Origin of the sequence: Shinella daejeonensis, from assembly GCF_024281235.1 — a bacterium.
In the GTDB taxonomy this organism is placed as follows: Bacteria; Pseudomonadota; Alphaproteobacteria; order Rhizobiales; family Rhizobiaceae; genus Shinella; species Shinella daejeonensis.
Genome location: NZ_JAHWXY010000010.1, coordinates 107,646 through 132,387, shown reverse-complemented (window position 1 = coordinate 132,387; position 24,742 = coordinate 107,646). Strand labels below are relative to the sequence as shown.

Below are 24,742 nucleotides of genomic sequence, written 5' to 3'. Positions count from 1 at the left end.
CGCCCGTCCTGCCACTCGATCTGGAGACGATAACCGGGCAGAGATTGGCGGGCTGCAATCCGGCGCAGATCAAGGGCGAAGTCGGACGGCCGTGCGAGACTGCCGGATTTATGGTGCAGGTGAGAAAACTCGAATGCCCAGCCTTGGGGCTGATAACCGGCATGTTTGCGGGCAACACGATAGAGCCAGCGCTCAATGCCGCCTTTCAGCCGGAAATAGGCCGGGTCGATGGCCAGAACCAGTGAGCGATCGACGACACTTTGATAGAACCATTCGGGCAGGACGAACTCCATGCCCTCGACGCGGCCCGTGCGCGTCGTCATCTCTTCCCATTCGTTGATCCATGAGAATTGGCGGCGCCGCCAATGCGCGCCGTTGCGGATGTTGGTCGCGATGACCGTCGATTGCAGCCGCGCGAGTGCGGCCTTCAGCAGAAGATAGTCGCGGTTGCCGGTGGACCGGCCGACCGCGCGCAGGAGCTGATAGGGCATGAAACGAAAGAAGCGCGAGGTGGGAAAGCCGGCGTTCTCGGCCGCAACGATCTGGGACGCCGCCCAGATCAGCACATCGGCATCCCAGATGGTCGCCATGCCGTGTTCGGGAATGGCGAGCACCTGCACCTCCACATCGGAGGCCTTGTAGAGAATGGGCCTGGTGCGCGGGGATTTGGCCAGCGAGAAGAACGGTCGTTCCATCAGGTCACGCTGATCGCGCGGCGCGGCGTCTCCGGTGGCTACGACGAATGGATCGAGGTGGCTGCGCTCGCTGACAGCATCGCGCCTCGACGGTTTATGATCGTTGGTGCGCAGCATTCAGAGTTCACCCCTCTCGGCAGGGGTGAGCGGACGCGCCGGAAAGACCGTACCGGCATTTTCGTCGCGCGTGGACTTGCGTGAGCCGACTGCGCTCCAGGCCTCCAGGTCGTGCAGGGTGTAAAGGACGCGGCCACCGATTTTCCTATAGATGGGGCCAGTTCCATAGGTCCGGTGTTTTTCGAGGGTGCGCAGCGAAATGCCGAGGAAACGTGCAGCTTCCTGGGTCCGAAGCAGGCGCGGCGGCAGGTCGGCTTTGCGGCCGTGGGTCATGGGATCGCCTCCGGTTGGTCAGACAGGCCGTCGCGGGGACGGCGGACTGTGGCGAACCATGGCGAGACACCGGCGGCGTGTAGCGTGCCGCATTTGCGACCATGTGCTGGCGGCACCCCCCTGAAGACGGAGCCCGGCACGGAAAAAGACGTGAGATTTCAGAGGCGAGATGGCTGCCCCGTCGAATTGCCGAAGACAATCCTGTGCGGTTCAGCTATGAATGCAGATGGAGCAGACGCACTGTTCCGGGGCTTAGTAACCCCTGTTGGCGGTTGGTGTCGGCCGTGACGACACCAAACTCCTTGACCCTATGGTCGGGGAGCCCATGGCGCATGTCCAGGGCTACCCGTCTAAAGGCCATGGGGCCGTCCAACACGGTTACTAACTCCCCGATCACCAGGTCAAAGGGGCCAGTTGCGGGGGCGCACCGCAAGCAAGGCTCTTCTTCGGATGGGGAGTGAAATGAAAACACCCACTGAACTCGATCCCGATGTCGATGACGTCGCGCCGACCGGCGATCAGATCACGCCGTATGACGAGCAGCATTTTGTGACCTACCTTCGGCTGCTCGATGCCAAGGCCGAAGATGCCGATTGGAAGGAAGTGGCGCAGATCGTTCTGCACCGCGATCCTGCTGCCGAGGAGCTTCAAACCTACCGCTGCTGGCAAAGCCACCTGGAACGCGCGCAATGGCTTTCGCGTGAAGGCTATAAACGGATTCTGGAGCAGGCCGCTGCAAACAAGGCGTGATGCTGAATCCCAGTGTCAGGACTTGCCCGGCTTGACCGGGTAGTGAAGCAGCAGACGATAGCCGCCCCGCATCATCCTGATGCCATGCTTGACCAGCCGGCGCGCCTTGTTCTTGCGCGGGTCGTTCTCGAAATCTTCTTTCGTCCCGCGAAAGCTGAGCAGGACTTCGGCAATGGCGCGATAGCTCTCACCGTGCAGTTTCGCGTCGAGCGCGCGCAAGGACAGGATGTGCCATTCGCGCAATTGATCTGGAAGCGTGCCTATGGCCGGCCCTGGCGGGCGTCGTGTCAGGGAGCGCCACAGTCTTCTTGCCGCGTGAACACGCAATTCCAGAAAGCTGTCCAGCGGCAAAGTCACCGCGTAGCTCGCTGCTGTGTCCGGTGTGGCATCCGGCAACCAGAATTGGTGCGTTACTCCGTCTAAACGCCATATGCCGTGCCAGCCGTCAGTCGCTCGGCGAAGCTCCAGACCATCAATATGTGCCAGCGTGAACAAAGGGCTGCTGTGAGCTCCATCGACCTCGACCTCTGATAAGCTTACTGCTTGTGGCTGGAGTTTTGGCGACCATATGATGGTCTGCTGTTCAGGCGGCTCGTCGGGATTGCTGGGGAAATCGCACACCCCAACGCTCGACGAACGCCTCCAGATGTTCGGAATCGGGCTGCTTACTTGCCGCAAGCGCCCTGTATTCCTGGCGGTATTCGTTGTTGCGGCGAAGGTATTCCCAGGCGAAACCGGCGGCGGGCAGATTCCTGGTGTGCCTGTAAGCCGCCGGAGTACGCCAATCGATGCTAAGCACGGCGTTTCCTCCCTATGTCGGGCGCGCAAGCGCTGCCCGCATAAAGATCATTCGAAACGTTCGCCCACAGGGGTAGCCCTCGTTGTGAGATAACTGGTCCGCGTAACCCGATCAGTGCCGCAATGCTTTCCGACAATGCCTGCATTGTCCTGCGAGCCGGGCGCCGGCCGGCGAGCGTGTTTTTCTAACGCGACGTCGAATGAACGCGCGAAAGCCGCCGTCCCGGCTGGGACGGCGGCGGCGGCTTGCGGCCATGCAATTTATGGGAGAAGCCAGTGCCAGACGTCTTGAGTTCCTGCACGGCGATATGACAGGCGGCGGCAACGGAACGGATGCCATAGGTAATTCAGCGGCTCGAAACCGTGCCACCAGTCGGCGTCGATGTCACCGCAACGGCCCTCAAACAGCACTTCACCGCTTGCGAGGTGAAGCCTGAAATCCGTCGGCAATGCTGCGGCCTGCTCCGGGTTTCCGCGTGCCGGAACGCCGTTCGCATCCTCGCCCAAGCCTATGCAGCCGCCATGGTGATCAACCGTAACAATCCAGCGCATTGTGAAGCCCCTTTCGTAAAATGGAGGCATGATGGCGCCCGCCCCATCGACGAGCGCCGGCGCAAAGTGGTTATGCGGCCACCCGGTGGCGTTGCAGCTCTGCGAGGCGCTGTCTGGCGGTGTGATAGTGGGCGTTGTCCAATTCGATGCCGGTCCAGTTACGCCCAGTCTGCTGCGCGGCCGCTAGGGTCGAACCGCTGCCGCTGAACGGGTCCAGCACCAAATCGCCGGGCTTCGTGAACGCCTCGATAAGCGGCGTCAGGGCTTCGACGGGTTTCTGCGTCGGATGCAGCCGGTTGCCTGTATAAGGAAAGTCCAGCACGTCAGGGATAGGCTGGGCAGGCAAGGTCGGATTACCCTTTGCCAGCAAATAAGCCTGTTCGTGCTGATAGCGAAGGAAGCGCGCTGATGACGCATAACGCTTGCGGAAAACAAGATGCCCGACAACGCGGAAGCCTGCCGCCTTCCATGCGTCCATGAATAGATCAACCTTGTTCCATCCATAAAAGCTGACGCAAAAGCCGCCGTCCTTCAAAACACGATGCATCTGGTTGAACGCGGGGCGAAGCCAGCGGCCGTTATCGTCATTGGCAACGGTGCGGCCCTGCCGGTCCCGGAAGTTGGTCACATAGGGCGGGTCGGTCAGGATGAAATCCACCGATGCCCGGTCAAACGATCGCATCACGTCAATGCAATCGCCGTTGAAAATCACATTGCTGGGGTTTTGGGTGCTGTTGGTCATGTCTCGAATCCTTCCGGTTTGGGGTTCAGAGCAGCGAAGCGCGCGCTCCTGAACCCTTGCCCGTCGGCGAGACCGGGGGGTGAAAGGTGCAAGGGCGATCGGGCCGGAGGGGGATCACCCGGCCTGCACGGCACGGAGGAACGAAGTGAAGGAAGGCTGGGGAAGCCGTCTCGGTCGAGCGCTAGCGGTCCCTTGGGCCGCGCCAGGGGGCAGCGCCCCCAAGCATTCTCTCACGATTGCTACAGCCGGATACGATCAGAGAGGCCCCTTCTAATTGCGGGCACTTCAAGAGAAACTCGGTGAAACTCCATTAGGGCGCAGTGAACGGGCTTATCATGGAGGTTAACTGATGCCGCTGGGTAATTCCCGGAAGGAGTATCGAGCAGCGTAACACCGGCCGATAGCAATCCGCGTGACGAAGAGGTCACACAGCCAATACTCGATCTGTCAAAAGGTCGAGACGGTTCTCGGCACGGCCGAGGATATCTTCGTCAGGCTCAAGCCCGAGACCGACGCCCTCGACGTCAATGAACTCGACGTCGTCCATGCCAAGAAAGCCAAGCATTGTCTTGAGATAGGGCCGTGCATGGTCCATCGGCGCGATCGGGCCACCTTTGGTATAGACGCCCTTAGAGGCGAGAACCACATATACGCTCCTGCCCTTGACCAGACCTTCCGGACCAGTCTCGGCATAGCGGAAGGTCTTGCCCGCGCGCGCCACATAGTCGAACCAGGACTTAAGGGCCGACGGAATGGAGAAATTTATCATCCCCGCCCCGATCACGATCGTATCTGCGGCAAGCAACTCCTCCACGGCCTGATCGGAAACGTCAACGAGCGTCTGTTGGAGGGCACTGCGCTCTCCTTCAGAAGAAAACAGCCCGCCGAGGAAGTCACCATCGATATGCGGAAGCGGTGCGGCGATAAGATCGCGACAAGTGATCTTGGTTCCGGGCCGGGAGGCGGCGAAGCGTTCAGCAAGCTTCGTGGCCAGGCGGGTCGATATTGAGGCGCCGGCACGCGGGCTCGATGTAACGAGAAGAATGGACGACATGGTATTGCTCCTTCGAATATCGTCGCCGCGGAGGCGCGGCGTCTTTCAGGAGAAGATGACACTAGACTCTGATCGATAAAACTGTGAAAATATACGTTGTCTTGATCGAGAAAACAGATGGAAGCAAACCCCACGCTTGACCAGCTTTCTATCTTCGCGGAAGTCGCCGACAGCGGCGGCTTCTCGGCAGCGGCGCGCCGGTTGAAGCGCTCGCAGTCCGTCGTCAGCTATGCGATCGCCAATCTCGAGGATCAGCTACAGGTTAAGCTGTTCGAGCGTCATGGCACGCGGCAGCCCCGGCTTACGGAGGCAGGCACAGCGCTACTCATGGATGCACGAAGAGTGCTCTCGGGGCTTGACGGGCTTCGGGCGCGTACGCGCGCCCTGCAACAGGGACTGGAGGCCGAAATCGTTGCTGCCGTCGATCCGACCGTGCCTACGCAAGTGCTATCCAGGCTGCTTTCGACATTTGAGGAGCGGTTCACTACCGTAGACATTCGTCTCCATGTTGGCGCGATCGGCGTTGTTCACGATCAAGTCGCGCGACGGATCGCGCATGTCGGCTTCGGTGGCGAACTGAACCGTGGCGACGGGCAGGTCGTGCTGCAGCCGATGGGGTTCGCTTCGCTGGTGCCGGTGGCAGCGCCCTCGCATCCGCTTGCCCGGGCACAGAAGCCCATTCCCCGCTCCGTCGCACGCCAGTACACGCAGATCGTCATCACCGATGTCACCGACCAGACGCGTGGCCGTGATTTTGGCGTCATTGCAGATCGCACATGGCGCATGACGGATATGGGCCTCAAACACGAACTGACACTCGCGGGGCTCGGCTGGGGCGGACTGCCTTATGCTAAGGTGGCGGCGGACATCCACGAGGGTCGGTTGGTTCTTCTCGACCTGGAGGACTATCCGGTACAGCAATTCCCGCTAGTCGCAATGCATCACGTCGCCCGGCCGCCCGGCCCGGCGACGCTGTGGATGATCGAGCGGTTCCGAACGATCCTGTTTGAAGTGGAAACTGCCTGCAAGGAACATACGGGCGCGCCGATCGTCCGGGGCCATCGCGCGGTGGACGGAGCGTCTTCCGGCGATGGAAGTCAACCATAAGAGACCGTCGTCTGCTCGGCGATTTCTAAAAAATTCTTCGCCGGCGATCTGATGCGCATCAGTCGCCCGATAGAGACAGCCCGGCACGAAGAGGCGCGCAGGCGGCTAGCCTGTGGGATAGTAACTCAGTGACGAGCCGCATGCGCTTCGTTTTGGGTGTCTTGACCTGCGTGAAAAGCCAGAGCGTTCCGTAAATGGCAAGGCTAGGCTAGTTCCTGGCGCTCTCACCAGCAGCGGGTCAGTATATTTATCGCGGACAGGCGTTTTCGAGGAACGGAGCGATCAGGGCGGCTACCTCTTTCGCATGCGTTTCCAATGCAAAATGTCCTGTATCCAGCAAATGAATCTGCGCATTCGGCAGATCACGTTGATAGGCAACCGCACCTGCAGGCACAAATGCGGGGTCATGACGTCCCCACACAGCCAGTAGCGGCGGACGGTGTTTGCGGAAATACGCCTGGAAGTCCGGATAGAGCGCGACGTTGCTGCGATAGTCCAGGATCAGGTCCAGTTGTATCTCCTCGGCGCCAGGACGGGCCATGTAGGCGATGTCCAGTTCGTAACCGTCGGGCGACAACAGGCTCGGATCGGCTCCGGTGCCATACTGCCAGTTCCGGATCGTGTCCGGCGCAAGCGAGGCTCTGCAGGCCTCTCGGTTGGCCGCGCTGGGCTTCCGCCAATAAGCTTCCCACGGTCCCCACTCATCGCTGAAGCCGTCAACATAGGCGTTGCCGTTCTGGGATATGATAGCGGAAACCTTTCCGGGATGACGCATCGCCAAACGCAGTCCAACCGGAGCTCCATAGTCGAAGACGTAAAGAGCGTACTGCTCGAGTGACATGGCTGCAGTGAAGCCCTCAATCACCTCAGCAAGATTGTCGAATGTGTAGTCGAAGGTTCCGCGCGGCGGCGCTTTAGTTTGTCCGAAACCTGGGAGATCCGGTGCAATGAGCCGAAAGCGATCTGAAAGCAGCGGGATCAGGTCACGGAACATGTGACTTGCGGTTGGAAAGCCATGCAGCAGGAGAAGAACCGGCGCATCGCGTGGCCCCGCCTCTCGGTAAAAAACCTCCACGTCCCCGACCGACTGAAATCCGTATCTCGTTGTCATTATGCAGCCCTTTCATCTTTTCCGGAAAGTAGTGCATTTCAATTGATGATATAATAGACATTAATCGCAAGTTATAATTTCAGTATCGGAGGTGATCATGGATAGGCTGGAGGCAATGTCGATATTCCTGGCAGTCATCGACGAAGGCTCCCTGGCCGGCGCTGCGCGCCGGCTCGGCTGCTCCCCCGCTTCTGTGACGCGAGCTGTTGCGCGTCTGGAAGCGATTGCGGATGAGCGCCTGCTCGAGCGCACGACGAGACGTTTCGTCATCACTGAGGCCGGTGCGCGTCACGCGGCCACCTATAGGGTGATACTGGCCGAATTTGCGCAGCTTGAGGCGCGCTCGCAGGACGCCGTCGTCAGTGGCAGCGTCGTCGTCACGGCGCCCGAGCTTTTCGGGCGTCTCAATGTGATGCCTGTTGTCGAGAGCTTCCTGGCGGCCTATCCGCAAACGGACGTCCGCTCCCTTTTCCTCAACCGTATGGTCGATCTTATCGGGGAGGGAGTGGATGTTGCGGTTCGCCTGGCTACGCTGCCGGATTCGTCCTTGACAGCAATCAAGATCGGCGAAGTGCGCCAGTTGACCTGTGCCGCCCCGGGCTATCTGGTCGAGCGCGCACTACCGGAACAGCCCCAGGACCTCATCAACCACTGGTGTATCGGGCTGAATGAGGCCGGAGCTCAGGAACTCTGGCGTTACCGCGAGCGTCCACCCGGACGCCGTGTCAGATCGGTGCGGGTTACCTGCCGGCTTGCAACCAACAGCGCCGGTGCAGCGATCGACGCTGCTGTGCGAGGGCTGGGGATCGTTCGCCCTCTGTCTTACCAAGTAGAGAAGCAGATTGCGCAGGGCTGTCTGGTTCCGCTCCTCGAAGCGTACGAACCGGAGCCGGTTCCTGTAAGCTTGGTCTTTCGGCCGCAACGCGGGGGCAATAGCGGCGCGGTTCGTGCGTTCATCGACCACGCAGTTCCCCGGTTGCGGCAATTGTTCAAGGAACCGCGACACAATGCTTCCTAACCTCTGTCCACGAGTGCCAGCGTCTATGATTTAAAGACTATGATCTTGGGCACGAGATATAGGTAGGGCCAGCCTAACCCCGCTCTGGTTACACGTTCCAGAGGCCTTACGCACTCGCGATTTCGATGAGGACTTTTCCGCGAACGCCACCTCTCTGAAGCCTGTCCTGTGCGGCCGCCACGTCCTTGAGTGCAAAGACTTCAGAGATGACGACCCTGACTTTTTCACCATCGATCATATCAACGATTTGGGCGAGATGATCGCGATCCGGCGCCGTCATGAAGCTTGCGCTGAGGCGTCTGGTCTCGTCCGACTCGATCTGGTCCGAGATTTTGATCGCCGAAATCAGACGGCCGCCGGGTTTCAGCACAGCCCAGGAGCGGGTTGTCACCTCACCGCCAACGAGATCGAGCACGAGATCGAAATGTTCCCCAATATCCTCGAAGCGGTCGTTACGATAATCGAGCACGCTGTCTGCTCCAAGTTCGAGCAGGAATTCCCGATCGCGTGCTGAGGCGGTCGCCGTCACCGTCGCGCCCAGAGCCTTGGCGAACTGGACGGCGAAATGGCCGGTTCCTCCGGCGCCCCCGTGGACGAGAATGGCCTCTCCCATGCGCAATTCACCATGTTGGGTTAGGCCCTGCCAGGCCGTGAGAGCGGCCAATGGGATGGCTCCGGCGTGCGGCAGTGGAATGGTTTTCGGCGCGGGGGTGAGCGCCTTCTCCCCGACAAGGCAATATTGGGCGAACGTGCCATGGTCGAAACCAGGCAGTCCGATCACCGCTTCGCCAATGGTGAGGCCCGTGACATCCTCTCCGATCGCCTCCACCCAGCCGGCAATATCCCGGCCGCCAGTATAGGGAAGCATGGTCTGGTTCACATAAGGAACTGCACCTTCCCTGACCTTGAAATCGACGGGATTGATACTCGTTCCTGCCAGACGGATAAGGACTTGGCCGGCCAGCGGAACGGGAACATCTATCTCGAATTCGCGCAGATTTTCCGCGCCGCCGAATTGATGGAACCGAATGGCTTTCATACGGGATTATTTCCTTTTAAAAATCAAGGTCGAGGACGAATGTGGAGGAGCCGAGCATCGGCAATAGACCGGGGAGGGTCGGGTTGGTCTGGGCACCGCCAATTGCCGGGTCCCCCCTCTCGGCAACAAACTTTCACGTCACCGACCGACCGCAGTCCTTTCCTCTTCTCTGGAAACGTAGCGTATTTCAAAGCGGAATTAATATGCGCCAATTGAAAGAGTTAGTTTCAGAAGCGAGGACAATCATGACCGGTTGGAGGCAATGTCGATATTCCTGGCAGGTGTCGATGAACGCTCGCTGGCCTCTCGCGCTCGCTGGCCTCTCGCGCACGCAGGCTTCACGCGCGCGCTGATGCTGGATTGCACAACGTCGAGCAGCTTGGCGTGGCGGAATTGCAGATGTTTTGCGACCGAGAGCGTCTGGGTCAGCGACGCGAGAGGAATGGTCAGCCGAGTAGTTGCGGTAATTCGCTGGGAGTTGCGCGTTTCAACTTTTGGCCGCGCATCGGGAAATCTTGTCAGCTATATAGTAACAGAAACACGAGTTTGAGCCATCAGCCCCAGCGCCTTCGCACGCTTGGCTTCCGGATAGCGTGGCGACGCCGCACTTGGACGCTTGGCAAAACCGGCATACCAACGCGTAAGTTTCGGACAATCGCGTGGGATCGGAACGTCGTAGAAGTCACTTGCGTATTGCAATGTCGCCATGGCGACGCAGTCCGCGATAGTTACGCAATCGTTGGCGATAAATTCTTCCTCGCCTATCATCCTTTCGATCAGCCTTAGCTGTTCAAAATACCGCGCAGCGCAAATTTCGGCGACGTCTTGGCTAGTCCGCACAATACCATGCCCTAGGCAACTCCCATGACGTGCCCACAGCCCAAAGAAGGTTAACGTTTCATCGAGCATATGAACAAACTGACGGATGCGTGCCCGTGTCGTCGGCGTGGCTCCCAGCATGTCAGGACCTGACGCCTTGTCTTCTAGATATTCGAGGATCGCCAGCGATTGCCCGATGACCGTGCCGTCATCATCTTCAAGGATTGGCAGCGATCCGGTCGGAGTGAGTTCTTTGACCGCTGCTGGAGGCACACCGCCCTGCTTGTCCGGTTCATCGAATATGATGAACTCGACATTGGCCGGGGTCTTCTCGGCCAGATAAATATTGAGCCTTTGCGGGTAGGGTCCAAAGGCGAAGTTGTAGAGTTTAATCGGCAACGTCTCGTGCTCCTTGTGCTGGCTGAAAGAGGACGGCGGTTAGCTGGCGATCGCGGCCCATCCGCGAAATGAGAAGGCGGCATAGAACAATACTGGCTCTACGAATCCGGCCTCCCGCAGAAGCTCCTCTTCCTCGTCCGGGGAGAGCAGCGGGAGGCGTTCAGCCATCGCCTTGGCGGACGCCGCAGACTTTCGCGCATCGGAACGTGTGCGATCGGCAAAACTGGCTGAACGTGCTAGCCAGCGCTCTGCATTACCGTCAGGCGCGGTGTGATGCGCAATCACGAGCACGCCCCCCGATTTCAGGCGTCGACGGATTTCCCTTAGGGTGTGCAGACGCTCGATTCTGTTGAGGAAGTGCAGCGTGAGCAGGCATGTCGCGCCGTCGAATGGGTTATCCGGGATCTGATCCACAGTGCCTGCCAAAAGCTTGATGCGATCGGCGTGGGGCGCAGTTGTCTGTCGAGCGATATCCAACATCGCGGGTGACGGATCGACGCCGGTGAACCGCCAGTCGGGCCGCGACTGAGCGATTGCTTTCAGTTCTAAACCGCCGCCGGCACCGACCACGAGAATATCGGCGGCACCCGGTGCGCGCTCGCCAAGCAAAATTGCCGTCATGCGGTGTAGATCGGCCAGTCCCGGCACTTTTTTCGGGGCGTCCTGAGTGTAGGACGCTACGGCATCGGGGTTCATGAACGGAGCGAGATTGGCGTTCATGGTGCTACCTCGAAGACCAGTGAACGATGCATCGCCATGGCGGCCATAACGCCATCGGCGCAGGCAAAAGTGACGTTGTGCGCTATGCGCGTAATGTCGCCGGCCGCGAACACATTCGGCACACTGGTCATCTGCATCTCATCGACCTTGACCATCGGACCAAGTGGACCGGCCTCAATTGCGCACCCGATCTGCTCGGCTATGACGCTGTTGAGATGATGGTGCGGACCAATGAACAGAGCATCGAGCTTGCGCGACCGGCCATCGGCGAGATGGATTTCCGACAAGTTGCAGCCCTCACCGGCCAGACGCTCGACGGCAACAGGCTCGATGCGGATTCCCCGTTGCGTAAACGCCTGGGTATCCGCCGCTTCGAGATTGCCACCATTAAGATAAAACGTTGTCGGCCCCCACTCGGAGATGAGCATGGCCTGATGACGCGACATGGACGAGACGTTCAACACTCCGAGCTGCTGGCCGCTGAACTCGTAGCCGTGACAGTAGGGGCAATGGATGACCGACGTGCCCCACCGTTCTGCCAGTCCCGGCGTCTTCGGCATGATGTCGGAAATGCCGAAAGCCAAAAGCAGGCGCTTGCCAGTGATGACAGCGCCGCTCCACAGCGCCACCGAGAACGTGCCTTCTTCCTCGAACGCATCGACTGCGGCATCCCTGATGAAACTGACAGTTGCATAGGCGGCGACCTGCTGGTGCATGGTGTCCAACATGGCCTTCGGATCACTGCCATCTTGGGCAAAAAAGCCGTGGGACTCGGCGGCGAACCGATTTCGCGGTTCGCCCGTATCCAACACGCACACCGTTTTGCGCGCGCGCGCCAGATACATCGCGGCGGAAAGCCCGGCAAAGCTACCGCCGATGATGATCGCATCGTAATACATTGGAAAAACCTCGCTCCATCAGGCTTCGGCCGGGACCGCATTGCTCGGGGCAGGACGTACCGGACCACGCAAGGCCACAAACAGAAATAGGATCGCCATCACGGCAACACCGGACCACATCGCCTGCTGCCAGCCCTGCACGAATGCTTCCTTTGCTGTCCTGTAGAGTGCGTCGGCATAGGGAAGCCCTTGGTCGACGATGACCATCGCGTTGGCGATATTCTGGTTGGCTGCCGCCGCAGCGTCCTCGGGGAAACCTGACAGAAGCGGCGCGATCGCGCTGCTATAGCCAGCGGCGAAAACGGCACCGAGCAGAGCCACGCCAAGAGAGGTTCCAAGTTCGCGCGTCACGTCATTGAGGGCTGATGCGACACCCTGTTGTTCGCGGGACAATGAAGACGTGATCGCTTCTGTCGATGGGGCCATGGCCAGCCCCATGCCGATGCCCATCGTCACCATGCCTGGCAATACCGAAAGATAACCGCCATCGACCGAAACCAGCAGCGCCATGAGTGCGAGTCCCGCACCACCTAGAAGCACGCCACTGGCAATCGTTGCCTTGGGACCGATGTTTGCGGACAATCGCGGCGCGACGCCGGAAAAGATCATCATAAGTAACGCCATGGGCATAAGGCCCAGCGTGGCGAGGAGACCCGACCAGCCAAGAACGGCCTGAAAGAATGGATAGAGGACAATGAATACGCCGGCCTGAACGCCGAACCATGTCGTTAGGGATATCGATCCGCTGGTCAGGCTGCGCTTTTTGAACAGGCGAATATCGAGCAAGGGCTCGGCGTGACGCAATTCCCAAACGATAAAGCCGATGAAGGCACTAACGCCAAGTGCAAGGCCGGCCAGCGTTTCTGTCGCTGCCCAACCGAGCGCCGGGCCTTCATGCAGCGCAAAGCTTACGCCCATGATTGCGAGAAGCGACAGTATCGACCCGAGCGTGTCGAACCGATGCTGGGAGAACTGGCGTGAATTCGGAACAGCGCGCAAAGCCATAACGGCAGCGGCCACGACCAATACTACAGGAAGCGCGAACAGCCAGCGCCAAGAAAGAAAATCAACCAGTACAGCAGACAAGAACATGCCAAGGATGCCGCCAGCGCCGGCAACACCGGTCCACACGCCGATGGCCTTCGACCGTTCCTCGTCAGGAAACACCGAAGTGATAACGGAGAGCGTCACTGGCATGATCATCGCCGCACCGACACCGCTCAAAAAGCGCGCGGCCATCATGATTTCGGCGCTGGGTGCGAGGCCCGACGCGATGTTGGCAACGCCGAAGATACCAAGACCGATCAGCAGCACCGGCTTCCGGCCCCAACGATCGCCAACGGCACCGAGCGGCAGAAGCAGCGCGGCGAGGCTGATCGCGTAGATGTTGATCATCCAGAGCACTTGGCTCTGAGACGCTCCCAAATCGAGCGCGAGGTGCGGTTGTGCGACATTGAGGCCCGTCACTGCGGCGATCACGGCTATCAGAGCTATACAAACCGTAATGAGAATGCTTCGCCGATGTTTTGGATCGTGGACGGTCGGGTCGCTGGTTTGGAGTGCAGGAGGTTCGGTCTGAGATGATCTGTCTATGCTGGACATGGAAGCACCATATAATGTATCAGTTGGTGATACATAGCAGCTTAAATATCACGCATCAATATCTGCTACATGATATTCTTCGCCACCCGGATGAGTATGGCACGTGATAACGTTGGAGCGGACGAGAGATGAACAAGGACACAAGGCTATCGGACGTGCTCCATGTGCTGTTGCATATGGGACAGATTGATGAACCGGTGACCTCGCAGGTGTTGGCCAAAAGCATGGGCACCAACCCGGCTGTGTTTCGCAGGACGATGGCGGGTCTACGTGAAGCCGGTTACGTCAAATCGGGGAAAGGCCACGGCGGCGGCTGGCAACTCGCACGACCTCTCCACAAGATCACGCTGCTTGCCGTTTACGAGGCTCTCGGACGGCCCACCTTATTTGCGATTGGAAATCGCAGCAAACATCCGGATTGCCAGGTGCAGAAGAACGTCAACGCAGCGCTTTCGGACACTATGGCGCAAGCAGAGGCCCTGTTCATTGCGCGATTTGGAGAAGTAACGCTCGACAGCCTCATGCCTTCAAAACCTGTGTCAATGTCAGTGCATGCGCGTACACCGATCTGAGCCGCGGGCAATTTTGGGGCTGCCTATAGTGACTTCCTGTGCACCGCTTTGAGACTATATACTTTGAGTGTGCCCCAACCCGCTTTATCTCCCGATCGACCACGACGCCCATCACCGCACGGCCGAACTGATGGGCGTTCTCCGGCCGCCACGGAACCATGGGGTTTCTCGACCACGGCGAAGGTGCCGCTCATGTTCTCGCCGTCAGTGGCGGCGCGGAACGACAACTCTTTCCTTTCCGCCATTCCCGCGCCGGCTCGGGCAATTCCCGCTCGCATAGCTTGGCTACGCTGCTGGAGGCGTCATTGACAGACCGCCAAGATCGGCGAATGGCATGCCCGCTGTCGCCACTTGCACATTCCACGGTGGGACAGCCCGCCATCGTTGACGTCCCTCCAGCAGAGTCGATGTACAATGCTTACGGCGTGGCTGAGACCGTTTCGGCCAGCGCCCGGCCTATCCTCGCGATGGCCTCATTGCGCAGGTCTATCGATGCCTCTGTCTGCGTGATATAGATCACGGCGACCACGGGCGCATGCTCGGGCGGCCAGATAACGGCAACGACGCCGCGCGAACCATGACCTCCCGCACCTGTACGGTCGCCTATCAGCCAGTCGTCAGGAATGCCCGCCCGCAGTAGCGGCCCGCCGACCTCATTGTCCACCAGCCATTCTGTCAATGTCTTGCGTGACATTGGCGACAGCGCCTCGCCCAGGACCAGATTCCGGAGAGAATTCGCCATGGCCGCCGGCGAGGTGGTATCGCGTGGATCACCGGGGGTGGCTTCGTTGAGATCGGTTTCCCAGCGATCCAGTCGCGTCACTTCATCGCCAATGGAGCGCAGGAACGTGGTGACCGCCTCTGGTCCGCCAAGCGCCTCAAGCACTTTGTTGGCAGCCGTGTTATCGCTCGTTCGCATGGTGGCGGAGCAGAGCGTTTCAAGTGTTACCTCCTGGCCAACCCATGCCTCGGTCTCAGGAGAATAGGTGACAAGATCTGTCTGGACGATTGGCACACGCCGATTTTTATCTAGGTCACCAGTATCACTGCGCGCAAGAAAGGCTGCGCAGGCTAGAACTTTGAACGTGCTGGCCATGGGAAAACGTTCATCAGCATTGTAGTTCCAGTTCGCGCCGCTTCCGGTGTCGTGGATCGCAAGACCAATACGAGCGTCGAGTTGAATTTCAGCCTGTCGCGCCGCCCAAATAATGGGATCTTCTGCCGCCGCCGCCATTTGCGATTGAGTGATACAGGAAATAGCAAACACCATCGACAGCAGAGGTCTCCACACGAACTCCTTCCTTATCTGGGTTCTGCTGTTCCATATCCGATCCAGGTGCCAACGTGTCATCGTGCGTTCCTTTTTGCATTTCGTACTATTTCATCTGGTTTTTGCGGGCAGGATAAGCCGCCTGATCCGCAAGTGCTGATTGCAGGATCGGAAATGTCGGCGGGTAGAAGTGAGCGCCGCCATCGGATGGTTCACCGCCTGCCTTGAAGGGTAGGCTTCTCCTGAACCCCATTGCGCCGGCCAGCCTCTTCGTGCCGGGCTAAGCGAACAGGAATTTTCTGCTTCTGGCTCGAGGCCCCCCTTCATCAAGGCGTCAGGCGAAGTCCGCGAATGTCGGCGAGCTCATGAAATATTCAGCCGGGCCTTTCGCGCCCGCATGACAGAGAACGTCCTCGATGAACTCTGCTGTGAGCCCGATGTTATCAGAGACTGACAGCGTCACGCGCTGTCAGCATTTTCTGCCTGCAATGATCTGATTTCCTCAACACGAACTACATCAGAAGAATTTGAGCTGTCCGGAGTTTAGGGCGAGTTCCTACTGGAAAAAGAAGCAGACGCCGCAGTGCCAGTTGGCGACAGTAAGATGCGAAATCAATTACGCTGGACTGGGAACGCGTGCTATAACCTTGATCTCGAAGTCGAAGCCGGCAAGCCAGTTGACACCAATTGCGGTCCAGTTTGGATAGGGTGACCGTGAAAAGATTTCGTTCTTCACGGCCATGATCGTTTCGAACTGATTTTCGGGATCGGTATGGAACGTCGTTAAGTCAACGATGTCATCGAACGTGCAGCCTCCCGCTGCAAGTGTTGCTTCCAGATTGGAAAAAGCCAAGCGGACCTGATCCGCGAAGTCCGGCTCAGGCGAACCATCCTCTCGACTTCCGACCTGACCGGAAACAAACATCAAGTCGCCGGAGCGGATCGCAGCGGAATAGCCGTGCTCCTCATAAAGGGCGTGGCGATTTTCTGGGAAGATTGCCTTACGCGTGGTCATTTCATATTCCTTTCAGCGCTTTTATATTCGCCGGCTGGGGTTCTCACGAGACTTCACCGACGTGGCTAATTGACATACATTGCGTATGTGACAATCCCACATACGGCGTGTATGTCAAAGGAAAAATGGAACTTTCCGAAAGAAGGTGAGAAATGACTCCGAAGCGGCGGGTCGAAAAGATGGCGGAGAACCGTGCAAGGCTGATTTCGGCAGCACGAACCGTGTTCGCGCAAAAAGGCTATTCAGCGGCATCGATGGATGAGATGACAGCAGGTGCTGGTCTCACCCGAGGTGCGCTCTATCACAATTTCGGAGACAAGCGGGGCCTTTTTGCCGCAGTGGTCTCGCAGGTTGACGGTGAGATGGCACAGCGCGCCCAGGAGGTGGGGAGCAAAGCGGGCGGCAGGTGGGACGGCCTTCTGGCTGAAGGGGTTGCCTATATCAAAATGGCACTCGACCCCGAAATCCGACAAATCGTGCTTTTGGACGGCCCGGCTGTACTTGGGGATCCTTCACAATGGCCAAGCCAAAACGCCTGCCTTGCGGCAACCAGGCAGGTGGTGGCAGGTCTGGTCGCCGATGGGCTTATGAAACCCTTGGACATCGAAGCCGCTGCTCGATTGCTGAATGGCGCCGCGCTGGATGCTGCTCTATGGGTGGCTGAAAGCTCCCAACCGAGATCTGTTCTCCCTCACGCCATCGAAGTGTTTTGTTGCCTAGCGGGAGGTTTGGCGAACGCGGACCGCGTTGCCTGAGCGAGGGCGTGTGCAGCCGTCATCGTTCGCACGACCCGGAAGTCGCCCAATCCACAGCCCCTGTGCGGCATCTACTATGACTTCTGCAACAGTCTCCTCAGACAGAAGACCCGATTTAGGCGCCTGAAATGGTGGCGATTGGCGAGGCATGTCGTATAATTTGGCTAAGCCGCCATTCAGTGTTCGTGTCATTCGAGTCCACGTCGAGGCAGACGTTCCGCGTTTGCGAGATTGGCGACCAGTTCGGATCGTTGCTGATGCTGAAATGATGCTTTCCATGCGGGCTGACCGGCGGCGCTGCGCCAGGATTCGCTGAGCGGGCTATTATCAACCGTGTCGAAACCGAATTGATCGTAAAGTCCTGTTACGAGTTCCACAGCTTCGGGGTAGTTGCTCGAGACGGAGAGTGCATGGCGGGCACGACCAACCACCGGATTGGCCAATACAAAGAGGTTGGGCGCCTGGATGTGAGAGAAAGCCTTGACCACCTTGGAAGTCGGTAGTTGTTCCTGGCGCAGCTCGTGAACCGTTTTCGCACCTGAGTCCACGATAGGAAAGTTACCGTCTCGCCATGGCATGTAATTGTTCGTATCAAGCACGATCTTTCCGGAAAGTGCGGACACGGGCATGTCATTGATCAGCTTGAGGGGAACGGCGATGATGACGAAGTCACCGCTTGAGGCGGCATCTGCTGCGGTCGCAGCTCGGGCGGTCGGCCCAAGCTCGGCAATCAGACCGCTTAGGGTTTCGGGCTCACGTGAGTTGGCGATGACGACGTCGTAGCCGACGGCAATCGCCGCACGGGCGATCTGGCTGCCGACCTCGCCGGCACCGATTATTCCAATTGTTGTCATGGATCGCTCTCTTAATCGGGCGGGCGCAGAGGGCCGCGCTGCAGCCCCCTGCATGGTGTCGGATTATGCGCCGAACGCGCCGTCGATCGTGTGCATTGCCCCTGTCACAAAGCCAGCCTCCGGCCCGGCTAGCCAGGCAACCATCCCGGCTACTTCGTCGGGTCGTCCGTGGCGCTTTATCGCCATGAAGCCATGCAGCATGTCTTTCATGGGTCCGTCGGCCGGGTTTGCATCGGTATCGATCGGACCGGGTTGCACGACATTGACGGTGATCCCGCGTGGCCCAAGATCGCGCGCCAAGCCACGTGCCAGACCCTGCAAGGCCGACTTGCTTACCGCATAGGATGCCATTCCTGGGACGGGCATCCTGTCCCCGTTCACCGATCCAATCACGATGATTCGTCCACCTTCGGGCATGTGGCGCGCCGCCTCGACAGCGGCATGATATGGCGCATGGATATTGATGTGAAACAGCCGGTCAATTGCGTCCGGGTCCTGTTCAAGCGCATCGCCGAAGATGCCGATACCAGCATTGACTACCAGCACATCCAGTGGGCCGCTGTCGCGCACCCGCGCAAGCACGGCCTCGCGATCCGAACTGTCGGTCAGCGCTGCAATGCTGCCTGTTTCCTTTGCAAGTCGTTCTGCCGCCTCAACCGACCTAGCATAGGTGAAGGTCACTGCTGCCCCCTCCGACACAAAACGCTTCACGATTGCTGCACCTATTCCTCGGCTACCACCGAGCACCAGAACGGACTTTCCCTGAAATTCTGCCATGCGACGCTCCTTGAGATTTAATGTAAGGCATACTACATAATATGCCTGTAGGTGACGTCAAGGACTTTTGTAGTAATGACTATAAAAATATCTCGTGGTCGCGGACGACCGCGCCGCTTTGATCCTGAGCAGGCGGTTGCGACAGCTCAGCGCTTGTTTCATGCCCAAGGATACGATGCGGTCAGCGTTGCCGATGTCACGGATGCTCTGGGCATCAATCCCCCCAGCCTTTATGCGGCGTTTGGCAACAAGGCCGGGCTCTACGCTCGCGTTCTCAATCGGTACAACAGCACCAATGCGATACCGCTTCGCGACCTGTTGCGTCCCGACCGGCCGGTAGCCGAATGCCTTGCGTCGGTTCTGGAGGAAGCAGCCCGCCATTACGCTGCCGATCCTGTAACCTCGGGCTGTATGGTTCTGGAAGGCACGCGGAGCAATGACGCAGATGCGCGCGACGCGGCTTGCGCTTTGCAAGCCGCCGCGGAGAGTATGATCCGAAACTATGTCGCCAGCCGTCACCCAGAAGAAGCGGAGCGTGTGACTGATTTTGTCGCCACCATAATGGCGGGCTTGTCCACCAAAGCGCGTAACGGTCAGGACCTTGATCGTTTACTGGCTATAGCGGACATTGCCAGCATGGCATTGGCAGAAGCACTCGGGGATTGATTTTGCGCAATGCTCGCCGATCGACATCGTAGGCTGCCCTGACGTCTTTCGAGTGCGTCCGCATCTCGGCTCCGCTCATTGCCGCCAAGTGTAGGCACTTTGACCTTTTTCTGATCTAGCTGCGACAGAGGATAGAGACCTCCCATCTCCTTGATGATCGGAATACGCGCCGTCGATCACCTCCGTTTCTACGCTACAGCCCGACATATCAGCGTCTATAGCGATGATGATCTCGATGGGTTGTTCGTGAAAGACCGTGTTGTCGGCGACGGGCCAAAGGGCGAATGCGATCGGCAGGGGTTCCGTCATTGAAGGCGGGAAAAATGCTGCTACGAACCTTTTGCGTGTACGCGCCCATAATGTTGTCGACCGTTATTTAAGAGCACTTACTTTAGTTCAACGCCTATTTAAGCCAAAAGCCAATTGCTTAAATAAGGCCGCTCTCGCATAGTGGGAGCATGTCCGAATCAGCATTCAGCCTCCGGCTAGGCCGCTTTGTCGAGACCCCTGTTGCGGGGGAAATCGTGCGCGCCTTCGTGCCGCCCTCACTGCCGCCCGAACCGCCGATCGACGTGCTGGCCCTTCTGGAGCGGCTAGGCCTGGCCGAACGCGCGTTAGGTCGTCTGGACGGGATCACGATGTTGCTCCCGCGTCAGGAGCTGTTCCTCTACATGTATGTAAGGAAGGAAGCAGTCCTCTCGTCCCAGATCGAAGGAACGCAGTCCACCCTTTCGGACCTGCTCCGCTTCGAAACCGAGGCGCAGGCCGGCCAGCCGATCGACGACATTCGTGAAGTATCGAACTATGTCGATGCGATGATGTATGGGCTGGAGCGTCTGGAAGATCTTCCGCTGTCATTACGTCTGATCCGCGAGATGCATGAGCGACTGCTGCAAAGCGGGCGCGGCGGCACGAAAAATCCCGGCGAGTTTCGGCGGTCTCAGAACTGGATCGGTGGTTCACGTCCAGGCAACGCACTGTTCGTGCCGCCACCGCCGACCGAGATGGATGCTTGTCTCGATGCGCTTGAGCGCTTCATGCACGAGGACGGCTCGCGTCTGCCCGCCCTGATCAAGGCAGGGTTGCTGCACGTCCAATTCGAGACCATCCACCCGTTCCTGGATGGAAACGGCAGGATCGGTCGCTTGTTGGTGACGCTGTACCTGTGCGTCAACGGTGTGCTGCGCAAGCCGCTGCTCTATCTGAGCCTCTACCTTAAAACGCATCGCGCCGACTATTACCGCCTGCTTCAGGAGGTGCGAGAGCACGGGGCATGGGAAGCCTGGCTCGATTTCTTCCTTGCCGGTGTTGCGGATACGGCCAATCAGGCATTCGAAGCAGCAACCCGGATTGTCGATCTGTTCAAGGAAGACCGCGAGCGGATCACGACAGAGAGCGACCGGGCAGGCTCCGCGCTGCGTATCCACGATCTTTTTCAGCAAAACCCGTTCCTGACGGCCAACCAACTCGTTCAGCAAACAGGGCTCTCAGCCCCCACGGTCAATGCGGCGCTCGCCGATCTGGAACGGTTCGGCATCGTCGAAGAAATCACCGGGCGCAAACGGGGGCGCGTGTTCAGTTACCGGCGATATCTCGCCATCTTGAGCGAGGGAACCGACCCGCTCCCCACGACGGCCTGAAAGGGGGAGCCTGTGCCGATAAAAACTATCTCCGCCGCACAATTCACGACAGCGTTCGATCTCAGGCCAAATCTTGTGGCCTGGTTCCTCGGCGCAGGCGCATCGGCCGCCTCCGGCATTCCGACGGGCTATGCCATGATCCGCGATTTCAAGGCGCAAATCTTCTGCCGCGAAACGAACCTGTCAAAGCGCGAGATCGATACCGCTGACCCGATCTGGATCGACAGGATCGATGCCTTTTTCCGCCAAAACTCGCTGTTGCCACCTGACGGTGATCCTACAGAATATGCCAAGGCCTTCGAAGCGGTCTATCCAGAGGCCCGGCATCGCCGACAGTATATCGACGATGCGATCTCCAAGGGCACTCCCTGTTTTGGACACAAGGTACTTGGCAGTCTGATGGCTGCCGGCAAGGTCGATTGCGTTTTCACGACGAACTTCGATCCGCTCATCGAGGAGTCGGCGCATTCGGCAAATGGGATTCTGCAAGTGGGCGACCAGAACCGCCCGACTGTGGCTGCGATCGATTCCGCCGACCGTGCCATGCGGTGCCTCAATGAATCGGACTGGCCATTAGTCGCTAAGCTCCACGGTGATTACCAATCGATCGCAATTAAGAATGCGGGATCGGAACTGGAGGAACAGGACAACCGGATGCGGCATGTGTTGGTGGAGTCCGGCCAACGCTTCGGAATGATCTTCGTCGGCTATAGCGGACGTGACGCTTCGATCATGGAGGCTCTGAACGAGGTTCTCGACGCGCCGTCGCCATTTCCCAACGGACTTTATTGGCTTGCCTCGTCGGCGTCGCGCTTGCTGCCCGCAGTGATCGAATTTCTGGGTCGGGCCGCAGCGGCTGGCGTGGATGTGGCCGTCGTTGAGTGCGCGACCTTTGACGAACTGGCTGCCGATATCATCAAGGTAACCGATTTACCCAAGCCGCTTCTTGATCGGGTGATGGAAGGGCGACCTACGCCGCGTCTCATACCCGTTCAGATTCCAAATGCCAAAGCCCGCGCATTCCCGGTGCTGCGCTATTCGGCAATTCTGCTTCAATCGATGCCGACCGCGGCCAGGCGCATCAGGTTGAGCCAACCGACAACATCGGCAGAGGTGCGCGAGATCTTCAAGGCGAAGGGATGTCGGGCGACGGCGGCCGCTTTGGGGCGTGAGCTAGCGGTGTTCGGGCGTGACCAGGAAATCCTGGATGCCTTGGCTCCGCTTGGCCCATCGCTCGCTGGAACGATCGACCTAGATCCGGTCGCTGATAGCTGGGCGACGGGATTGCTCTACGACACGCTCGTGCGATCTCTCGCCCGGCAGCGCCCGCTCATCCCACGCTACAGGCGTTCCGGCCATTCGCTCGTCGTTGCAACACCGCGCGACGGCGATGATCCTGATCGAACGCGGCGTCTTCAACAAACCCTATCCCGGCTGCGCGATGCCTACGGCACCAGTCTGTTTGGCACAGTGCCCAAGCTCGGCTTCCCGTTTCAGGAGGGTGTCCAGCTCAAGCTGGAACAGGTCGATGGAAAGTGGTGGTGCGGCTTCGAGCCTTACACGTTCGTCCAGTTGCCCCGACAAGACACTCCACAAACGGAAGGTTCGGAGGATCTGGTCGCGCAAGAAGCTGCGGCTGAAATGGGCATCCAAGCCGAGCGACGAGGTGATCCTGCCGGTGACTGGCGCCGGGAACGATGGGCTCCGCGCTATAATAGGAATTGGGCCAACATTATTGGGGCCTGGGCCCAGCTTCTGACGGAGACGGGCGGCACGCTTCGAAGCGCTTTCGGACTCGAAGACGGCACTGGCATTGATGCCGTGTTCAAGGTGTCACCCGTTACAGGGTTTAGCCGACCGTCGCATCACCATACCTACTTCGACAGGAGCAAATGATGGCGAACCCAGCCCTCACCGAGCTGCCGCCATTCACGCTCTTGGATGAGCCGGACCTGTCGTTTTCCCCATCCGATGCCACCCAGGTCGATGTCCATCCATTGCGCGGCCTCCTGAACTTCGGGCCGTATTCGAAAGGATCGTTTAGCGGGTACACTCCCCGCATTCGAATCGCGACGGTTGGCCCGGAGAGCGCTTTCCATCGTCGTGGCGATCTGATGAAGCTGTTGCGCGGCGTGCATAGGCCTTCCGACAGATCAGAATATGTGCCGGAATATCCCGGTTTCGAGCGCCTGTTCCGCGTGTCGCTCGATCCCGCGCCAGCGAGCGCGCACATCAAGTGGCCTGAACACCTCGACCAGTTACCGGGTGACGGCAATGCGCAGCATCGCCTATACCTCGCAATGGATGCCGCGCTCCGCCGCCTCGACGCCGTTCGCAACGAGTTCGACGTTGTGCTGGTCCACTTTCCCGACAACTGGGACACGGCGACACGCGGAAAATTCTTTGACGCACACGACGTGCTGAAGGCTCTGGGCGCCAAGTATAATATTCCGACCCAGGTTCTGAACGATCGCGTCTTCAACTTCAGCTTTAAGGCCTCGCTCGCTTGGCGTCTTTCAACCGCCCTGTATGTGAAGGCTGCGGGCACACCATGGAAGCTCGCGCCGCTGAAGGGCGTGCCGACGGACACCGCCTACATCGGGTTGGCTTATGCCCTGCGCGGTGACCAACAAGACGCGCACTATGTAACGTGCTGCTCGCAGGTCTTCGACATGGACGGCGGCGGTATGCAGTTCGTCGCGTTCGAGGCGCGAGACCCGGTAGCCGACGTGGCCGAAGCTCGTAGGAACCCCTTTCTAAGTCGCGACGACATGCGCGCGGTTCTCGCCCGTAGCTTGGAACTCTATCAGGGACGCAATGGCGGCAACCTACCAAAACGCATGGTCATTCACAAAACGACCGCGTTCAAGGAAGCTGAAATCGAGGGCGCGTTCGATGCGCTTACCGGCGTAGCGGAAATAGAGTGCGTCGAGGTCAGCTCGGCGTCGTGCTGGCGCGGCGTCTGGCTCATCAAGTCGGGAGTAGAGAAGCCGCCGTCAAAACCGTCGGGGTTTCCCGTACCGCGCGGGACGATGGTGATCCGCACGGGCAATTCTGCCTTGGTATGGGTGGCGGGCAATGCTCCCGAGGTCTCAACCAAAGGCGATTACTATCAGGGCAAGAAGAGCATTCCCCGGCCGCTACAACTGATCCGTCATGCCGGCAGCGGGCCACTTGAACTCACCGCCCATGAGGTGTTGGCCCTCACGAAGATGGATTGGAATAACGACGCGCTCTACGACCCAGTGCCAGTTAGCATTCGCTATTCGCAGAAACTGGCCCGCACGATAGCGAACGTCCCGGACCTACCTCGGAATGTTTATCCTTATCGGTTGTTCATGTGAGGAGGTTTCTACAAATTATAAATGAACCGAAGCGATGGTATTGCTGAGAACTAATTATGAAATCTGAATTAAATTATACTTCGTAAGAAACGCGCGCATTCTGCATTGCAAAGATGGCTTCGAATCGACGCCATATTATTTATCGGCCTTGGGG

The 24,742-nt window shown here is 58.9% G+C and carries 26 protein-coding genes; 9 read left to right on the top strand and 17 right to left on the bottom strand.

What is annotated here, in order from left to right:
- Together KYK29_RS18930 and KYK29_RS18925 are read right to left on the bottom strand one after the other, a co-directional pair.
- A partial coding sequence (locus tag KYK29_RS18930) for a replication initiator protein A (protein ID WP_254692448.1) occupies positions 1-812 on the bottom strand: 812 nt, incomplete at its 3' end.
- Complete coding sequence (locus tag KYK29_RS18925; RefSeq protein WP_133675868.1) at positions 813-1,085, bottom strand: helix-turn-helix transcriptional regulator; 273 nt, start codon at positions 1,083-1,085, stop codon at positions 813-815.
- Between the two features lie 462 nt (positions 1,086-1,547).
- Here KYK29_RS18925 and KYK29_RS18920 point away from each other — a divergent pair, with 462 nt between their 5' ends.
- Positions 1,548-1,835: a DNA -binding domain-containing protein gene (locus tag KYK29_RS18920; protein WP_254691265.1), complete on the top strand. Its 288-nt coding sequence runs from the start codon at positions 1,548-1,550 to the stop codon at positions 1,833-1,835.
- Positions 1,836-1,850: 15 nt separating this feature from the next.
- On the opposite strand, the gene KYK29_RS18915 is transcribed toward KYK29_RS18920, so the two are convergent.
- From KYK29_RS18915 to KYK29_RS18895, 5 genes are all read right to left on the bottom strand, one after another.
- Positions 1,851-2,513, bottom strand: coding sequence for a DUF2285 domain-containing protein (locus tag KYK29_RS18915; RefSeq protein ID WP_437437275.1), 663 nt, complete (start codon positions 2,511-2,513; stop codon positions 1,851-1,853).
- Complete coding sequence (locus tag KYK29_RS18910) at positions 2,419-2,634, bottom strand: transcriptional regulator domain-containing protein (protein ID WP_254692446.1); 216 nt, start codon at positions 2,632-2,634, stop codon at positions 2,419-2,421. Before KYK29_RS18910 ends, KYK29_RS18915 begins: the two co-directional genes overlap by 95 nt.
- 260 nt (positions 2,635-2,894) lie before the next feature.
- Positions 2,895-3,185 carry a hypothetical protein gene (locus KYK29_RS18905; RefSeq protein ID WP_254692445.1) on the bottom strand — a complete coding sequence of 97 codons (291 nt, stop codon included), beginning with the start codon at positions 3,183-3,185 and terminating at the stop codon, positions 2,895-2,897.
- Positions 3,186-3,255: 70 nt separating this feature from the next.
- On the bottom strand, positions 3,256-3,927 hold the full coding sequence (locus tag KYK29_RS18900; RefSeq protein WP_254692444.1) for a DNA methyltransferase: 672 nt from the start codon (positions 3,925-3,927) through the stop codon (positions 3,256-3,258).
- Between the two features lie 424 nt (positions 3,928-4,351).
- Positions 4,352-4,981: an FMN-dependent NADH-azoreductase gene (locus KYK29_RS18895; RefSeq protein WP_254692443.1), complete on the bottom strand. Its 630-nt coding sequence runs from the start codon at positions 4,979-4,981 to the stop codon at positions 4,352-4,354.
- A gap of 117 nt (positions 4,982-5,098) precedes the next feature.
- On the opposite strand from KYK29_RS18895, the gene KYK29_RS18890 reads away from it, so the two are divergent.
- Positions 5,099-6,088, top strand: a complete 990-nt coding sequence (locus KYK29_RS18890) for a LysR family transcriptional regulator (protein WP_254692442.1) — start codon at positions 5,099-5,101, stop codon at positions 6,086-6,088.
- A gap of 247 nt (positions 6,089-6,335) precedes the next feature.
- On the opposite strand, the gene KYK29_RS18880 is transcribed toward KYK29_RS18890, so the two are convergent.
- A complete protein-coding gene (locus tag KYK29_RS18880) occupies positions 6,336-7,199 on the bottom strand; it encodes an alpha/beta fold hydrolase (protein WP_254692441.1) in 864 nt (287 codons plus the stop codon).
- 97 nt (positions 7,200-7,296) lie between these two features.
- Between KYK29_RS18880 and KYK29_RS18875 the strand changes: the two genes are divergently transcribed.
- Entirely contained in the window at positions 7,297-8,217 is a 921-nt protein-coding gene (locus tag KYK29_RS18875) for a LysR family transcriptional regulator (RefSeq protein WP_254692440.1), read from the top strand.
- Positions 8,218-8,323: 106 nt separating this feature from the next.
- On the opposite strand, the gene KYK29_RS18870 is transcribed toward KYK29_RS18875, so the two are convergent.
- From KYK29_RS18870 to KYK29_RS18850, 5 genes are all read right to left on the bottom strand, one after another.
- A complete protein-coding gene (locus KYK29_RS18870) occupies positions 8,324-9,256 on the bottom strand; it encodes an NADP-dependent oxidoreductase (protein ID WP_254692439.1) in 933 nt (310 codons plus the stop codon).
- A 522-nt stretch (positions 9,257-9,778) separates the two neighbouring features.
- The gene (locus KYK29_RS18865) at positions 9,779-10,474 is read right to left on the bottom strand and encodes a glutathione S-transferase family protein (protein ID WP_254692438.1); all 696 of its coding nucleotides are present in this window, start codon (positions 10,472-10,474) and stop codon (positions 9,779-9,781) included.
- Positions 10,475-10,513: 39 nt separating this feature from the next.
- A complete protein-coding gene (locus KYK29_RS18860; RefSeq protein WP_254692437.1) occupies positions 10,514-11,194 on the bottom strand; it encodes a class I SAM-dependent methyltransferase in 681 nt (226 codons plus the stop codon).
- Positions 11,191-12,093, bottom strand: coding sequence for an NAD(P)/FAD-dependent oxidoreductase (locus tag KYK29_RS18855; protein WP_254692436.1), 903 nt, complete (start codon positions 12,091-12,093; stop codon positions 11,191-11,193). Before KYK29_RS18855 ends, KYK29_RS18860 begins: the two co-directional genes overlap by 4 nt.
- Before the next feature lie 18 nt (positions 12,094-12,111).
- Positions 12,112-13,695 carry an MFS transporter gene (locus KYK29_RS18850; RefSeq protein ID WP_254692435.1) on the bottom strand — a complete coding sequence of 528 codons (1,584 nt, stop codon included), beginning with the start codon at positions 13,693-13,695 and terminating at the stop codon, positions 12,112-12,114.
- A gap of 128 nt (positions 13,696-13,823) precedes the next feature.
- Between KYK29_RS18850 and KYK29_RS18845 the strand changes: the two genes are divergently transcribed.
- Complete coding sequence (locus KYK29_RS18845; protein WP_254692434.1) at positions 13,824-14,267, top strand: Rrf2 family transcriptional regulator; 444 nt, start codon at positions 13,824-13,826, stop codon at positions 14,265-14,267.
- A gap of 418 nt (positions 14,268-14,685) precedes the next feature.
- Here KYK29_RS18845 and bla read toward each other — a convergent pair whose 3' ends face one another.
- Together bla and KYK29_RS18835 are read right to left on the bottom strand one after the other, a co-directional pair.
- A complete protein-coding gene (gene bla, locus KYK29_RS18840) occupies positions 14,686-15,537 on the bottom strand; it encodes a class A beta-lactamase (RefSeq protein ID WP_254692457.1) in 852 nt (283 codons plus the stop codon).
- Between the two features lie 616 nt (positions 15,538-16,153).
- Entirely contained in the window at positions 16,154-16,552 is a 399-nt protein-coding gene (locus tag KYK29_RS18835) for a RidA family protein (protein WP_254692433.1), read from the bottom strand.
- A gap of 152 nt (positions 16,553-16,704) precedes the next feature.
- On the opposite strand from KYK29_RS18835, the gene KYK29_RS18830 reads away from it, so the two are divergent.
- A complete protein-coding gene (locus tag KYK29_RS18830; protein WP_254692432.1) occupies positions 16,705-17,307 on the top strand; it encodes a TetR/AcrR family transcriptional regulator in 603 nt (200 codons plus the stop codon).
- Positions 17,308-17,495: 188 nt separating this feature from the next.
- Here the strand turns inward: KYK29_RS18830 and KYK29_RS18825 are convergent, their stop codons facing one another.
- Together KYK29_RS18825 and bdcA are read right to left on the bottom strand one after the other, a co-directional pair.
- Positions 17,496-18,215 carry an NADPH-dependent F420 reductase gene (locus KYK29_RS18825; protein ID WP_302795621.1) on the bottom strand — a complete coding sequence of 240 codons (720 nt, stop codon included), beginning with the start codon at positions 18,213-18,215 and terminating at the stop codon, positions 17,496-17,498.
- Between the two features lie 9 nt (positions 18,216-18,224).
- Positions 18,225-18,938 carry an SDR family oxidoreductase gene (bdcA, locus tag KYK29_RS18820; RefSeq protein ID WP_254692430.1) on the bottom strand — a complete coding sequence of 238 codons (714 nt, stop codon included), beginning with the start codon at positions 18,936-18,938 and terminating at the stop codon, positions 18,225-18,227.
- Positions 18,939-19,013: 75 nt separating this feature from the next.
- On the opposite strand from bdcA, the gene KYK29_RS18815 reads away from it, so the two are divergent.
- The 4 genes from KYK29_RS18815 (at position 19,014) to KYK29_RS18800 (ending at position 24,588) form a co-directional block, all read left to right on the top strand.
- Positions 19,014-19,604, top strand: a complete 591-nt coding sequence (locus tag KYK29_RS18815) for a TetR/AcrR family transcriptional regulator (RefSeq protein ID WP_254692429.1) — start codon at positions 19,014-19,016, stop codon at positions 19,602-19,604.
- A gap of 458 nt (positions 19,605-20,062) precedes the next feature.
- Positions 20,063-21,244, top strand: a complete 1,182-nt coding sequence (locus tag KYK29_RS18810; protein WP_254692428.1) for a Fic family protein — start codon at positions 20,063-20,065, stop codon at positions 21,242-21,244.
- Between the two features lie 12 nt (positions 21,245-21,256).
- Complete coding sequence (locus tag KYK29_RS18805) at positions 21,257-23,140, top strand: SIR2 family protein (protein ID WP_254692427.1); 1,884 nt, start codon at positions 21,257-21,259, stop codon at positions 23,138-23,140.
- Positions 23,137-24,588, top strand: coding sequence for an argonaute/piwi family protein (locus KYK29_RS18800; protein WP_254692426.1), 1,452 nt, complete (start codon positions 23,137-23,139; stop codon positions 24,586-24,588). Before KYK29_RS18805 ends, KYK29_RS18800 begins: the two co-directional genes overlap by 4 nt.
- Positions 24,589-24,742 lie beyond the last annotated feature (154 nt).

Coding starts and splice junctions, on each gene's coding strand:
- KYK29_RS18925 (WP_133675868.1), bottom strand. CDS start 1,085: ATGACCCACGGCCGCAAAGCCGACCTGCCGCCGCGCCTGCTTCGGACC.
- KYK29_RS18920 (WP_254691265.1), top strand. CDS start 1,548: ATGAAAACACCCACTGAACTCGATCCCGATGTCGATGACGTCGCGCCG.
- KYK29_RS18905 (WP_254692445.1), bottom strand. CDS start 3,185: ATGCGCTGGATTGTTACGGTTGATCACCATGGCGGCTGCATAGGCTTG.
- KYK29_RS18900 (WP_254692444.1), bottom strand. CDS start 3,927: ATGACCAACAGCACCCAAAACCCCAGCAATGTGATTTTCAACGGCGAT.
- KYK29_RS18895 (WP_254692443.1), bottom strand. CDS start 4,981: ATGTCGTCCATTCTTCTCGTTACATCGAGCCCGCGTGCCGGCGCCTCA.
- KYK29_RS18890 (WP_254692442.1), top strand. CDS start 5,099: ATGGAAGCAAACCCCACGCTTGACCAGCTTTCTATCTTCGCGGAAGTC.
- KYK29_RS18880 (WP_254692441.1), bottom strand. CDS start 7,199: ATGACAACGAGATACGGATTTCAGTCGGTCGGGGACGTGGAGGTTTTT.
- KYK29_RS18875 (WP_254692440.1), top strand. CDS start 7,297: ATGGATAGGCTGGAGGCAATGTCGATATTCCTGGCAGTCATCGACGAA.
- KYK29_RS18870 (WP_254692439.1), bottom strand. CDS start 9,256: ATGAAAGCCATTCGGTTCCATCAATTCGGCGGCGCGGAAAATCTGCGC.
- KYK29_RS18860 (WP_254692437.1), bottom strand. CDS start 11,194: ATGAACGCCAATCTCGCTCCGTTCATGAACCCCGATGCCGTAGCGTCC.
- KYK29_RS18855 (WP_254692436.1), bottom strand. CDS start 12,093: ATGTATTACGATGCGATCATCATCGGCGGTAGCTTTGCCGGGCTTTCC.
- KYK29_RS18850 (WP_254692435.1), bottom strand. CDS start 13,695: ATGTCCAGCATAGACAGATCATCTCAGACCGAACCTCCTGCACTCCAA.
- KYK29_RS18845 (WP_254692434.1), top strand. CDS start 13,824: ATGAACAAGGACACAAGGCTATCGGACGTGCTCCATGTGCTGTTGCAT.
- bla (WP_254692457.1), bottom strand. CDS start 15,537: ATGGTGTTTGCTATTTCCTGTATCACTCAATCGCAAATGGCGGCGGCG.
- KYK29_RS18835 (WP_254692433.1), bottom strand. CDS start 16,552: ATGACCACGCGTAAGGCAATCTTCCCAGAAAATCGCCACGCCCTTTAT.
- KYK29_RS18830 (WP_254692432.1), top strand. CDS start 16,705: ATGACTCCGAAGCGGCGGGTCGAAAAGATGGCGGAGAACCGTGCAAGG.
- KYK29_RS18825 (WP_302795621.1), bottom strand. CDS start 18,215: ATGCAGGGGGCTGCAGCGCGGCCCTCTGCGCCCGCCCGATTAAGAGAG.
- bdcA (WP_254692430.1), bottom strand. CDS start 18,938: ATGGCAGAATTTCAGGGAAAGTCCGTTCTGGTGCTCGGTGGTAGCCGA.
- KYK29_RS18815 (WP_254692429.1), top strand. CDS start 19,014: ATGACTATAAAAATATCTCGTGGTCGCGGACGACCGCGCCGCTTTGAT.
- KYK29_RS18810 (WP_254692428.1), top strand. CDS start 20,063: ATGTCCGAATCAGCATTCAGCCTCCGGCTAGGCCGCTTTGTCGAGACC.
- KYK29_RS18800 (WP_254692426.1), top strand. CDS start 23,137: ATGATGGCGAACCCAGCCCTCACCGAGCTGCCGCCATTCACGCTCTTG.